Origin of the sequence: Vibrio sp. L3-7, assembly GCF_963898195.1 — a bacterium.
In the GTDB taxonomy this organism is placed as follows: Bacteria; Pseudomonadota; Gammaproteobacteria; order Enterobacterales; family Vibrionaceae; genus Vibrio; species Vibrio echinoideorum.
On sequence record NZ_CAWQUW010000034.1, the window covers coordinates 312,008 to 324,014 of the forward strand.

The 12,007-nt window shown below is 43.3% G+C and carries 14 protein-coding genes; 13 read left to right on the top strand and 1 reads right to left on the bottom strand.

The features are described from left to right. The first annotated feature begins 185 nt into the window (after positions 1-185). The 13 genes from cydA to AACW75_RS19440 all read left to right on the top strand — a co-directional run bounded on the left by cydA (position 186) and on the right by AACW75_RS19440 (position 11,603). Positions 186-1,772 carry a cytochrome ubiquinol oxidase subunit I gene (gene cydA, locus AACW75_RS19380; RefSeq protein WP_029225247.1) on the top strand — a complete coding sequence of 529 codons (1,587 nt, stop codon included), beginning with the start codon at positions 186-188 and terminating at the stop codon, positions 1,770-1,772. A gap of 13 nt (positions 1,773-1,785) precedes the next feature. Next, positions 1,786-2,922 carry a cytochrome d ubiquinol oxidase subunit II gene (gene cydB / locus AACW75_RS19385; RefSeq protein WP_017076432.1) on the top strand — a complete coding sequence of 379 codons (1,137 nt, stop codon included), beginning with the start codon at positions 1,786-1,788 and terminating at the stop codon, positions 2,920-2,922. Positions 2,923-2,953: 31 nt separating this feature from the next. Next, positions 2,954-3,061, top strand: coding sequence for a cytochrome bd-I oxidase subunit CydX (gene cydX, locus AACW75_RS19390; RefSeq protein WP_000270284.1), 108 nt, complete (start codon positions 2,954-2,956; stop codon positions 3,059-3,061). After that, positions 3,054-3,356, top strand: coding sequence for a cyd operon protein YbgE (ybgE, locus tag AACW75_RS19395; RefSeq protein ID WP_017076431.1), 303 nt, complete (start codon positions 3,054-3,056; stop codon positions 3,354-3,356). Before cydX ends, ybgE begins: the two co-directional genes overlap by 8 nt. A gap of 156 nt (positions 3,357-3,512) precedes the next feature. Beyond that, positions 3,513-3,968 (top strand): tol-pal system-associated acyl-CoA thioesterase, encoded by a 456-nt coding sequence (gene ybgC, locus AACW75_RS19400; protein WP_017076430.1) that lies wholly within the window; start codon positions 3,513-3,515, stop codon positions 3,966-3,968. Further along, positions 3,958-4,641, top strand: coding sequence for a protein TolQ (tolQ, locus tag AACW75_RS19405; protein ID WP_017076429.1), 684 nt, complete (start codon positions 3,958-3,960; stop codon positions 4,639-4,641). Before ybgC ends, tolQ begins: the two co-directional genes overlap by 11 nt. Before the next feature lie 3 nt (positions 4,642-4,644). Next, positions 4,645-5,088, top strand: coding sequence for a protein TolR (gene tolR, locus AACW75_RS19410; RefSeq protein WP_017076428.1), 444 nt, complete (start codon positions 4,645-4,647; stop codon positions 5,086-5,088). Between the two features lie 13 nt (positions 5,089-5,101). Beyond that, positions 5,102-6,169, top strand: a complete 1,068-nt coding sequence (tolA, locus tag AACW75_RS19415; protein WP_145570932.1) for a cell envelope integrity protein TolA — start codon at positions 5,102-5,104, stop codon at positions 6,167-6,169. Positions 6,170-6,186: 17 nt separating this feature from the next. After that, a complete protein-coding gene (gene tolB / locus AACW75_RS19420; RefSeq protein WP_145570930.1) occupies positions 6,187-7,542 on the top strand; it encodes a Tol-Pal system beta propeller repeat protein TolB in 1,356 nt (451 codons plus the stop codon). 112 nt (positions 7,543-7,654) lie between these two features. Then, positions 7,655-8,197 carry a peptidoglycan-associated lipoprotein Pal gene (pal, locus tag AACW75_RS19425; RefSeq protein ID WP_010437916.1) on the top strand — a complete coding sequence of 181 codons (543 nt, stop codon included), beginning with the start codon at positions 7,655-7,657 and terminating at the stop codon, positions 8,195-8,197. Between the two features lie 33 nt (positions 8,198-8,230). Then, positions 8,231-9,013, top strand: coding sequence for a tol-pal system protein YbgF (gene ybgF / locus AACW75_RS19430; RefSeq protein WP_029225246.1), 783 nt, complete (start codon positions 8,231-8,233; stop codon positions 9,011-9,013). Positions 9,014-9,335: 322 nt separating this feature from the next. Further along, the gene (nadA, locus tag AACW75_RS19435) at positions 9,336-10,397 is read left to right on the top strand and encodes a quinolinate synthase NadA (protein ID WP_145565056.1); all 1,062 of its coding nucleotides are present in this window, start codon (positions 9,336-9,338) and stop codon (positions 10,395-10,397) included. Positions 10,398-10,571: 174 nt separating this feature from the next. Next, complete coding sequence (locus AACW75_RS19440; RefSeq protein WP_102552808.1) at positions 10,572-11,603, top strand: potassium channel protein; 1,032 nt, start codon at positions 10,572-10,574, stop codon at positions 11,601-11,603. Positions 11,604-11,654: 51 nt separating this feature from the next. Here AACW75_RS19440 and AACW75_RS19445 read toward each other — a convergent pair. Beyond that, positions 11,655-12,007, bottom strand: a 353-nt coding sequence (locus AACW75_RS19445) for an integrase core domain-containing protein (RefSeq protein ID WP_237297501.1), incomplete at its 5' end; no start/stop codon positions are given.

The window sequence follows — 12,007 nt, forward strand, 5'->3', positions numbered from 1 at the left end:
ATACTGATTTTACCAGTAATATTAGCGCCAGCTATATTAGCTCATGCTTAACAATAATCTAACTATAACGGTACGTTTTTGCTACAAATTTCAATTTGTAATAACAATTACACAAATTGTTTTAACATGGATTTTTGCGGTGATTAATCACACAAGTGTCTTTCAGCCGACACAAAGGAGTTACCATGATTGATGTTGTTGATCTGTCGCGATTGCAGTTTGCATTCACAGCGATGTATCACTTCCTATTTGTTCCACTGACTTTAGGTATGGCATTTCTACTTGCCATTATGGAGTCAGTCTATGTAATGACTGGCAAGCAAATTTACAAGGACATGACCAAGTTCTGGGGTAAATTGTTTGGTATTAACTTTGCTCTTGGTGTAGCGACAGGCTTAACCATGGAGTTTCAGTTTGGTACTAACTGGTCTTACTATTCTCACTATGTTGGCGACATCTTTGGTGCACCGCTGGCTATCGAAGCGCTTGTTGCATTCTTCCTAGAGTCTACTTTTGTTGGTCTTTTCTTCTTCGGTTGGGACAGATTGTCAAAGCGTCAACACTTAGCGGTAACGTGGTTAGTAGCACTTGGTTCTAACTTCTCTGCGCTTTGGATCTTGGTAGCAAACGGCTGGATGCAAAACCCAGTAGGTGCAGAATTTAACTTTGAAACTATGCGTATGGAAATGGTGAGCTTCGCTGAAGTTGTACTAAACCCAGTAGCGCAGGTTAAATTCGTACACACAGTGGCGTCTGGTTACACTACGGGTGCAATGTTCATCCTTGGTATCAGCTCATACTACATTCTTAAAGGTCGTGACCTTGCCTTTGCTCGTCGTTCTTTTGCGATTGCAGCATCTTTCGGCATGGCAGCGATCCTGTCAGTTATCGTGCTAGGTGATGAATCTGGTTACGAGCTTGGTGAAGTTCAAAAAGTGAAGCTAGCTGCTGTTGAAGCGGAGTGGCACACGGAAGAAGCACCAGCCGCATTTACTGTTTTTGGTATTCCAAACCAAGAAACAATGAATACTGACTACGCAATTAAAATTCCTTACGTAATGGGTATCATCGCAACACGTTCTCTTGATACGGAAGTAACGGGCCTGCGTGACCTACGTGATGACCACGTTGATCGTATCCGTACGGGTATGTACGCATATGAGTTGCTTGAAAAACTACGTTCAGGCGACAAATCTGAAGAAAACATTGCAGCTTTCGATGAAGTAAAAGGTGACCTAGGTTACGGCTTGCTCCTTAAGCGCTACACAGACGACGTTGTTGATGCAACAGAAGACCAAATCCAGATGGCTGCGGATGATTCAATCCCAACAGTTTGGCCTCTGTTCTGGTCATTCCGTCTGATGGTTGCTTGTGGCTTCATTATGCTGTTTGTATTCGGTGCGGCGTTTGTTCAAACGTGTCGTCAGAAGATCGAACAGAAACCATGGGTACTAAAAGCGGCGCTATTCTCAATTCCACTACCATGGATTGCGATTGAAGCGGGTTGGTTCGTTGCTGAGTTTGGTCGTCAACCATGGGCGGTTGGTGAAATTCTACCGGTTAACGTTGCAGCATCAGCACTAACTATTGGTCAGCTTTGGACTTCTCTATTCGCAATTCTGGCACTGTACACAGTGTTCCTGATTGCTGAAGTTTACCTAATGCTGAAATTCGCACGTAAAGGTCCAAGTAGCTTAAAGACAGGCCGTTACCACTTTGAACAAAACGATAACTCTGTTGAAGACAAAGTTAGCCGTTCAGTCGAAGTATAAGTGAGGGAATATTATGTTTGATTACGAAAGCTTACGACTTATTTGGTGGGTGTTGATCGGTGTTCTACTGGTTGGTTTCGCCGTAACTGATGGCTTCGATATGGGTGTTGCAGCCCTTTCACCTGTTATTGGTAAGAGCGACACTGAACGTCGTATTATGCTCAATACTATTGCCCCTCACTGGGATGGCAACCAAGTTTGGCTAATTACGGCTGGTGGTGCATTGTTTGCTGCATGGCCTTTGGTTTACGCGACGTCTTTCTCTGGTTTTTACTTCGCAATGTATGCGACGCTAGCAGCGCTTTGGTTACGACCACTCGCTCTTGATTACCGTTCTAAGATTGAAGATCCAAAATGGCGTAAAACTTGGGACTACGCACTCTGCTTTAGTGGCACCGTACCGCCAATCATTTTCGGTGTGGCATTTGGTAACCTATTACAGGGTGTACCCTTTGACCTGAACGAATTTATGATGTCTAAATACCATGGTACGTTCTTCGCTCTGCTAAACCCATTTGCATTGCTTTGTGGTGTGTTGGCCCTGATGTTGTTCGTTATGCAAGGTGCAACATGGCTTCAAATGAAGACAACAGAAGAGCTGCACAGTCGCGCTCGTAACGTTGCTCAGATCGCTGGCTTAATTGCTATTGCTCTGTTTGTTATTGGTGGCTTCTGGGTTCAATCTATCGAAGGCTATGTCATCACGAGTACTATCGATACGTTTGCTGACTCAAACCCACTAAACAAAGAAGTATCACTTCAAGTTGGTGCTTGGATGACAAACTTCGAAACGTACCCAGCAATGTGGGCAGCGCCGATTCTTGGTGTAGCAATGCCACTGCTTGCTGTGATTGCATCTCGTTTTGAGCGTGGTGGTTTCGCATTCTTGTTCTCAAGCCTATCTAACGCTGGTGTTATTTTAACGGCTGGTTTTGCAATGTTCCCATTCGTAATGCCATCAAGCCTAAACCCTGACCATAGTTTGACTATGTGGGATTCAACAGCAAGTGAGCTAACGCTTGGTCTTATGACTGGAGTTGCGGCGGTAATGGTGCCTGTGATTCTTGGCTACACAACTTGGACATACTACAAAATGTTCGGTCGTCTAGATAAGAAACACATCGAAGATAACGACGTTTCAGCTTACTAAGCTAGAAGTTAAATAACTTAGGAGAAATTTTATGTGGTATTTCGCATGGATTTTGGGTGTACTTCTAGCATGTGCATTCGGCATCATCAATGCTCTTTGGCTTGAGCATTCAGAAATGATGGACAAAGACAGTGAGTAATCTCGCGGAGCAAGTTGCTAAGCTGCATCAACCAATGGATAAGACTCTGTTAAGAGTTTTATCCCTGATATTGGGTTTCATGCATGTTGGTTTAGTAATGTGGGATCCTGAAGCGTATGCGACAAGCATCGGTGGCTTTAATGCGATCATCGGGCCAATGTTTATATGGGCGGTATGCTCAAGCATGGTTTATGGTATCGGATTTAAGCCGAGAGCTTGGATGTGGCAACTACTGTTTAGCCCATACGTTTCACTCACAATTTTGCTCTACCTAACAGCGCTACGCCTTATCTAAATAGGGCAGTGGATTAGGTTTATAACAAAGTAAACCTAGGTGGTTGTTGGGTTTTTAGTCAAAGAGAGGTCATCTTAAACAGATGGCCTTTTTTTTCGTCTCTTAACTCAAAAAATTCACTGTCATATACTATTAATGATAATGAGTTAGGTTATAGTGAGATCTTTATCGTTTTGGGATTGTGGTATTAATTTGCAGGGATTATCTAAGCCGTTTACATGGCCAGTAACCGTATATTACGAAGACACCGATGCTGGTGGGGTTGTGTACCATTCTAACTATCTCAAGTTTTTTGAACGCGCTCGAACTGAGATGCTACGTTCAATTGGCGTTTCTCAACAAGTATTGTTAGAACAAAATATCGGTTTTGTAGTCCGACATATGGACATTGATTTTATTCAAGGCGCACGCCTTGATGATTCTTTACAAGTCATTACAAATATTTACGAATTGAAGCGAGCTACCTTGGTCTTCTGTCAAGAGATCGTAAATCCTGATGGCAAAGCATTGTGTAAAGCAATGGTTAAGGTAGCATGTATCGACAATCAAAAAATGAAACCAAAGGCAATGCCAACATTTATTCTTACGGAGCTAACGAATAGTGACTGCTGAAATCTCAATCTTAGGCCTAATTTTAGAAGCCAGTTTACTGGTTAAAATGGTCATGCTGGTTCTTATGGGCATGTCTGTTGCTTCTTGGGCAATGATCATAAAAAGAAGTAAAGTGTTATCTCAAGCTTCGAAACAAACTGAAGTGTTTGAAGATAAATTCTGGTCTGGCGTTGATCTCGCTAAATTGTATCAAGAGAGCAATAAACGCAAAGACGAGCTTTCTGGTACTGAAGAAATTTTCTACGCAGGCTTTACTGAGTTTGCTCGCCTACGTAAATCAAACGCGACTTCTCCAGACTTCATTATGGAAGGTACTGGCCGTGCAATGCGCGTTGCGGTTGCCCGTGAAGTTGATGAGCTAGAAACCAACTTGCCTTTCTTAGCAACAGTCGGCTCTATCAGCCCATATATCGGCCTATTTGGTACCGTTTGGGGCATCATGCATTCGTTCATCGCATTAGGTGAAGTTAAGCAGGCAACGCTAGCAATGGTAGCTCCCGGTATCGCAGAAGCACTGATAGCAACCGCTATGGGTTTGTTTGCAGCGATTCCAGCTGTTATGGCTTACAACCGCTTTAGCAGTAGAGTGGGTAAACTAGAACACAATTACGCGACTTTCTCTGAAGAGTTTCACAGTATTCTTCACCGTCAAGCGATGGCTGGCAGGGAATAATAGATGGCTGGATACCAACCTAAAAAACGCAAAATGACGGCAGAGATTAACGTTGTACCTTACATCGACGTTATGCTGGTTTTGCTGATTATTTTTATGGTGACCTCACCATTCGTTACGCAAGGCGTTGATGTTGAATTACCAAAAGCTTCAACGGCTCAATCTGCTCAAGATCTGTTGGGTGACGAGAACGCCAGCTTTATTATTGTTGAAGTTAACAAAGACGGTGAGCTTGGCCTAAGCGTTAATAACGAAGACGTACAGCGTGGTTTGTCACTTGAAGACATTATTGTTCGAGTGAAAGCCGAGTTGTCTCTGAAGCCTAATTCTCCAGTGGCGGTCGGCGGTGATGCCGCAACGCCTTACGCTGAAGTGGTTTTATTACTTGATGAATTAAGCCGTGCAGGTGTGCCAAAGGTTGGCCTTTTAACGGATATAAGGGAATAGCTCCGTAGCATTCATGAAAGCGAATAATAAAAAATCCAATAATTCTAAAACGCCGCTTCTAATTTCAATCGGGCTGCATGTCATTCTATTCGTTGCTCTTATTTGGGGAGCAGATTTTACTATGTCAGAACCTAAGCCAACAGGGCGGATGGTTCAGGCAGTCGTAATTGATCCTCAACTGGTTCGTCAGCAAGCTCAGCAGATTCGTCAACAAAGAGAAGCTGCGGGTAAGAAAGAGCAAGAACGGTTAGACAAATTACGCCGTGAAAGCGAGCGACTTGAAAAGAATCGCAAAGCCGAAGAAGAAAACATTCGTAAGCTAAAAGAACAGCAAGCAAAAGAGGCCAAAGCGACCCGTGAAGCTGAAAAGCGTCGAGTAGAGAAAGAGAAACAACGTAAAGTTGAAGAGACGCGCTTAAAGCAAGAGCAACAGAAAGCGGCTAAAGCCGAAGCGGATCGTAAACTTAAAGAAGCAGCGCTTGTTAAGGTTGAAAAAGAACGTAAAGCCAAAGAAGCGGCTGTCGCCAAAGCTGAACAAGAACGCGTGGCAAAAGAAAAAGCCGCGAAAGAAGCAGCAGAAAAAGCTCGTAAAGAAAAAGAAGCCGCTGAACGTGCTGAAAAGCAACGTATAGCGAAAGAGAAAGAAGCGGCAGCCGCAGCGGAGAAAGCGCGTAAAGCAAAAGAAGCTGCAGCAAGAGCTGAAAAAGAACGTAAACAGCAAGAAGCAGCATTGAACGACATCTTTGCTGGACTGGAGACTGAACAAAGCAATAACAACACTGCTTTGAACCAGCACTTAGAAGATGAAAAGGCTCGATATATATCAATTTATCAACAAACAGTACAACGAAACCTCTTGATGGAAGACTCCTTCCGTGGTCAAGAGTGTGTTCTTAACATTCAGTTGACACCAACTGGTGGTAATAAAGCTGTAGTGAGAAGGGTTTCGGTAGTTAGCGGAAATCGCCAGCTTTGCTCTGCAGCACAGGCTGCTACAGTTAAAGCGAGAGAGTTCGATTTTCCACAAGACTCATCATTACAACAAATATTCCGAGATTTTGACTTTCGGTTCATCCCATAATGAGAAATGGATAACTTATGCTTAAAGGTAACTTTTTCAAGAGCCTGTTTGTTATGGCATGTATTTTTTCTAGCTCTGCTTTTGCAAAATTAGAAATTGTTATTACAGACGGTATAAACTCTGCTAGACCGATTGCTATTGTTCCTTTCCGTTGGGAAGGTGCAGAACCATTACCACATGACGTATCAGCGGTTATTGCTTCTGATTTACAGCGTAGTGGTAAATTCAGCCCAGTTGCGACCAGCAAAATGCCTCAAACGCCTTACAGCGAAGCTGAGGTGGATTTTGATGCTTGGACGAATCTAGGTGTTGATTCATTGCTAACCGGTAGTATCACTAAGAATGCTGAAGGGCAATATGTAGTGAACTACCAGTTGATCGACATTGTTCGTGGTCAGCTAACCAAAGGGCAAAGCCGTGCGTTAAGTGATGAAGGACAGCTCGTGCTTTCTAAAGATCACGTTCTGTTTAACAAAAAGGCCACGGTTCCTGGTAAACGCTTAAGAGAATACGCACACCGTATTTCTGATTTAGTTTATGAAGAGCTAACTGGTGAAAAAGGTGCGTTCTTAACTCGTATTTCTTATGTGGTAGTAAACGACAAAGACAAATACCCATACCAGCTTCGTGTGGCTGACTATGACGGCTTTAATGAGCGTTTAGTACTGCGTTCTAAACAGCCTTTGATGTCGCCAGCATGGTCGCCAGACGGTAAGAAGCTTGCTTATGTGAGTTTCCAAAACGGACAAGCTGAAATATTCATTATGAATATTTACACGGGTGAACGTGAGAAGGTGACGTCATACCCTCGTCATAATGGTGCACCAAGATTTTCGCCAGATGGCAAAACATTGGCATTGGTATTGTCGAAAACAGGCAGCCTTCAAGTGTACACGCTTGACCTTGCAAGTCGTAAGCTGACTCAAATTACTCGCGGCCGCTCAAATAATACAGAACCATTCTGGTACCCAGATGGCAAGTCTCTTATTTTTACCTCGGATCGTGGTGGTAAACCCCAGATTTATAATGTAAATTTGTCCAATAATTCGACTTCTCGCATTACTTGGCAAGGTAGCCAAAACCTAGGTGGTCAGATTACTCCTGACGGACGATTCCTGATTATGGTCAATCGTAGTAACTCAGGTTTTAACTTGGCTAAACAGGACTTGGAAACGGGCGCAGTTCAAGTATTAACAAAAACATTGTTAGATGAATCTCCAAGTATTGCGCCGAATGGAGGTATGGTTATCTATAGCTCTATTTACAATAAAACAAACGTATTATCGATGGTTTCTATCGATGGCCGTTTTAAAGCTAGATTACCGGCAACCAACGGACGCGTAAGAGCGCCGGCATGGTCACCGTTTCTCTAGTAAAAGTCACATATTCTATTAGCTATTGATAGTGTTAACTATTGTGGCATTTAACTATCTATAGCACTTAGTCGGCTGTAGAAACTAAGTTTGATAACGTAAGGAAAAAAAGATGCAACTTAACAAAGTTCTTAAAGGCTTGATGATTGCACTACCAGTGATGGCAGTAACGGCATGTAGCTCAACTGATGAAGCAACATCTGCAACATCTGGTACTGAAAGCAACCAAACAACTTCAGGTACAGAAGGCAACGTAGACACAACTGTTGTAACGCCAATTGACGCTAACGGTCAACTGTCTGAGCAAGAGCTTAAAGAGCAAGCGCTACGTGAAACTCAAACAATCTACTTCGCATTCGATAACTCAACTATCGCTGGCGACTACGAAGAAATGCTAGCAGCTCACGCAGCTTACCTAGTTAAGAACGTTGACATGAACGTTACTATCGAAGGTCATGCTGATGAGCGCGGTACTCCTGAGTACAACATCGCACTTGGTGAGCGTCGTGCACAAGCTGTAGCGAAATACCTACAAGCTCTAGGTGTTCAAGCAGACCAAATCTCTATCGTAAGCTACGGTGAAGAGAAGCCACTTCTTCTAGGTCAATCTGAAGATGTGTACGCTAAAAACCGTCGCGCAGTATTAGTTTACTAATTTTAGTAGACTATATAATTGAGGAATTGCCTCATGTTCAGTAACACAAAGCGAGTCATTTTGCTTTCGTTACTGGCAAGTGCAGCGAACACTACGTTCGCTGCACCAGCCCCAGTATCCGATCTCAATAGCACCGCAACCAATTCATCATCTTCCTCTCGATCAGCATCTAACGAATCAGATATTGAGCGTTTAGAGCGCTTGCTTCAAAATCGCAACCTCGTTCAGCTTCAAATGCAGCAGCAAATCGACGACATGTCACTGGAGATCAGTGAACTTCGTGGTGAGCTAGAGCGAAACAGTTACGATATGAAGCAAATGTTAGAGCGTCAACGTGAACTGTTCATTGAACTGGATCGCGTTAGAGGTGAGGTGAAAGCGTCAGGTAAAACGGCTGTAGCCGCGACTGCGAGCGCAGGCGCTAAAGATGCTTCAGGCACATTTAGTACCGACGTTGATGAGCAAACCGCTTATCAAAATGCTGTAGATATGATTCTAAAGCAACGAGACTATACGGGTGCTATTGCAGCATTCCAAAAGTTTCAAAAAGACTTCCCAGATTCTACCTTCACACCTAACTCTCATTACTGGTTAGGTCAGCTTTACTTTGCTAAGAAGCAAGATGAAGAAGCCGTGAAGAGTTTTGCCGCTGTTGTATCATACAAAGATTCAAATAAGCGAGCAGATGCCCTGGTTAAGCTTGGTGACATAGCAACGCGTAACAACAACGTGGCGCAAGCTAAGAAATATTACCAACAAGTCGTGACCGAGTACCCAAACAGTGCTTCGGCAAAAGTGGCTAAAACTCACTTATAAAACAAAATAGGGGTACTCTGGTACCTCTTTTTTATACCCGTTGCATTTTATTATTTACTTATTGGCTGTTCGTACTTATTAGTAGGACTGACTGATAGCGGCTCATTGGTTGCTGAGTTAGCTGTTGGTTATTTACTCGTGGTTAGATGCTTTCGTCAGCTATTAGATATCTAATTCCTCTCCTTGTGATAGCAACGTAACGACTTATTTATGCTTTTTAAGTATTAGTGAGTAACCGTTTGCAACTAATCCTTTTTGATCCCAATCGCTGTCCTGTGTAGAATACTCGGATTCTCGGAAGAAGTTGCGTAGAGCAAGAGCAATGAGTCATATACTAGATAAAATCGATACAGTTTACCCGTTTCCGCCTAAGCCCGTTCCTTTGAGCGACGCTCAGAAACAGGCCCACATCGCGAACATCAAAACACTACTTCAAGAAAAAGATGCAGTTCTAATTGCACACTACTACACAGATCCTGAAATTCAGGCTCTTGCAGAAGAAACTGGTGGTTTCGTTGGCGATTCTTTAGAAATGGCTAAGTTTGGTAACCGTCATTCAGCAAGCACGCTGATCATCGCTGGTGTTCGTTTTATGGGAGAATCTGCAAAGATTCTGACTCCTGAAAAACGAATCTTAATGCCAACGTTGGAAGCGGAGTGTTCACTTGACCTTGGCTGTCCGGCTGATAAATTTACAGAATTTTGTGATGCACACCCTGACCACACCGTGGTTGTTTACGCAAACACCTCTGCGGCTGTTAAAGCTCGTGCAGACTGGGTGGTTACGTCGAGTATCGCTTTAGAAATCGTTGAAAGCCTAGACGCTGAAGGCAAGCCAATCATTTGGGGGCCTGACCGTCACTTAGGTTCTTACATCGCAAACCAAACTGGCGCTGACATGTTGCTTTGGCAAGGTGAGTGTATCGTTCATGACGAGTTTTCAGCTGATGCTCTGAAGAAAATGAAATCGATATACCCAGAAGCGGCCATTCTAGTTCACCCAGAATCACCAGCAAGCGTTGTTGAACTGGCTGATGCTGTTGGTTCAACAAGCCAACTAATCAAAAAAGCGAAAGAGCTGCCGCATCCACAGATGATTGTCGCGACAGACAAAGGTATCTTCTTCAAGATGCAACAATTGGTTCCTGAAAAAGAGCTAATTGAAGCGCCAACCGCTGGTGCTGGTGCAACTTGTCGTAGCTGCGCACACTGTCCTTGGATGGCTATGAACGGGCTTGAAGCGATTGAAAATGCACTTGAGCACGGTGGTAAACAGCACGAGATCTTCGTTTCTGATGAACTGCGAGTTAAGTCTCTGATCCCGTTAAACCGCATGCTTGATTTTGCTGAACAGCTAAACATACAAGTGAAAGGCAACGCTTAGTCGTGACTTTATAAGTTACAGATAAAAACCAGCATACCGTGCTGGTTTTTTTGTATCTGAATATAGGGCGATAATATCGATTTTGCGTTCATGTATCTTTTTCTGATGATACATCTTGTTGATATCGTGTATTTTTTCTAGCATGTACGTAAGAGACAATAATTAGAGGCTCCAATGATAATTTGGTTACAACTCAAACGTTGGTTCAAAGCGAATATCTTCGTTCTGAATGGCAAGAACTTATTGTTTACATTCTTAGGCTACGTTTTTCTATCGTGGTCAACGTTGTATTTGGCGGGCGAGACGGGCTTAACAAGCTCGTTTACCACGTTCGCCTACTATTTAGTCGTGACAGCTTCAACGGTTGGTTATGGTGATTTATCGCCGACGACTGAAGCGGGTCGATGGATTGTGATTTTGTTTATTATTCCGGGTGGACTCAGCCTTTTCGCGGCGTTACTAGGTAAAGTCGCCACAGAAGGTGTTGAATATTGGCGAGCCGGCTTGTTAGGGAAAAGGAGAGTGAGAGTGGACAACCACATTTTGATGCTTGGGTGGAATGAGCAGCGCACCATACATCTAATCCGCATGTTGCAACATGAAGAAACGGGTAAACGACCAATTGTGTTGTGTACTCGTTCTGATATTGAAAATCCGTTACCTGGTGAAATCAACTTCGTTAAAGTCAACAGTTACACTGATGGCAAAGAGATGGAAAAAACCGGCATCGAGTCAGCAAGTTGTATTTTGATTGATAACCCGGAAGACGACATCACATTATCTGCGGCACTTTACTGTGCTAATCGAAACCCTAAAGCTCATCTACTCGTTTACTTTAAAGATGAAGCTTTGAGTGACCTTCTACATAAACATTGCCCAAATTCTGAGTGTATTCCTGCAGTAGGCGCTGAAATGCTGGCTAAGGCCGCGGTTGATCCGGGATCAAGTGCGTTGCATCAAGAGCTATTAAGCTCAACAAGGGGCATGACGCAGTATTCTACCTATTATCCTGCAGATGCCGAGCCAGTAACCGTCGCGCCGATCTTTGCTGCGTTTAAAGAGAAGTATCAAGCAACGCTGATAGCGATAGATTCCGGCCGTGGGATTGAACTTAACCCAGAACTGGATCAAGTGATCAGTAGCGGTACTAAGTTGTTTTATATTGCAGATGAAAGAATTGATGACTTCGACTGGAAAGGTTTTTAGAACGTGTATTTAATTTCTGTCTCGTCCTAAAATACGTTGACAGTATTTCTACTAAGTCAACAGCGTCAGCTGTTGGCTTTTTTCATGCACCTCATTTGGAGTTTTCATCCTGAGACTAAGGTGCGGCCTCATGTTGTTATAGGTACTTATAGACTCTTTTACTAGTTGTTTAAGCTCTCCGAGGTTTTTACACTTATCAAGTAAGAACTCTTGTTTCAGTATTCCATTTACTCTCTCTGCTAATGCATTTTGATAGCAGTCATAACCGTCTGTCATCGAGGGGCTTATGCCGCTACTTTTCAACTTATCTTGATAAACACCTGAGCAATACTGGAGACCACGATCAGAGTGATGGATACACGAACGATGATATTGACGTCCCTTAATAGCCATATCTAGCGCTT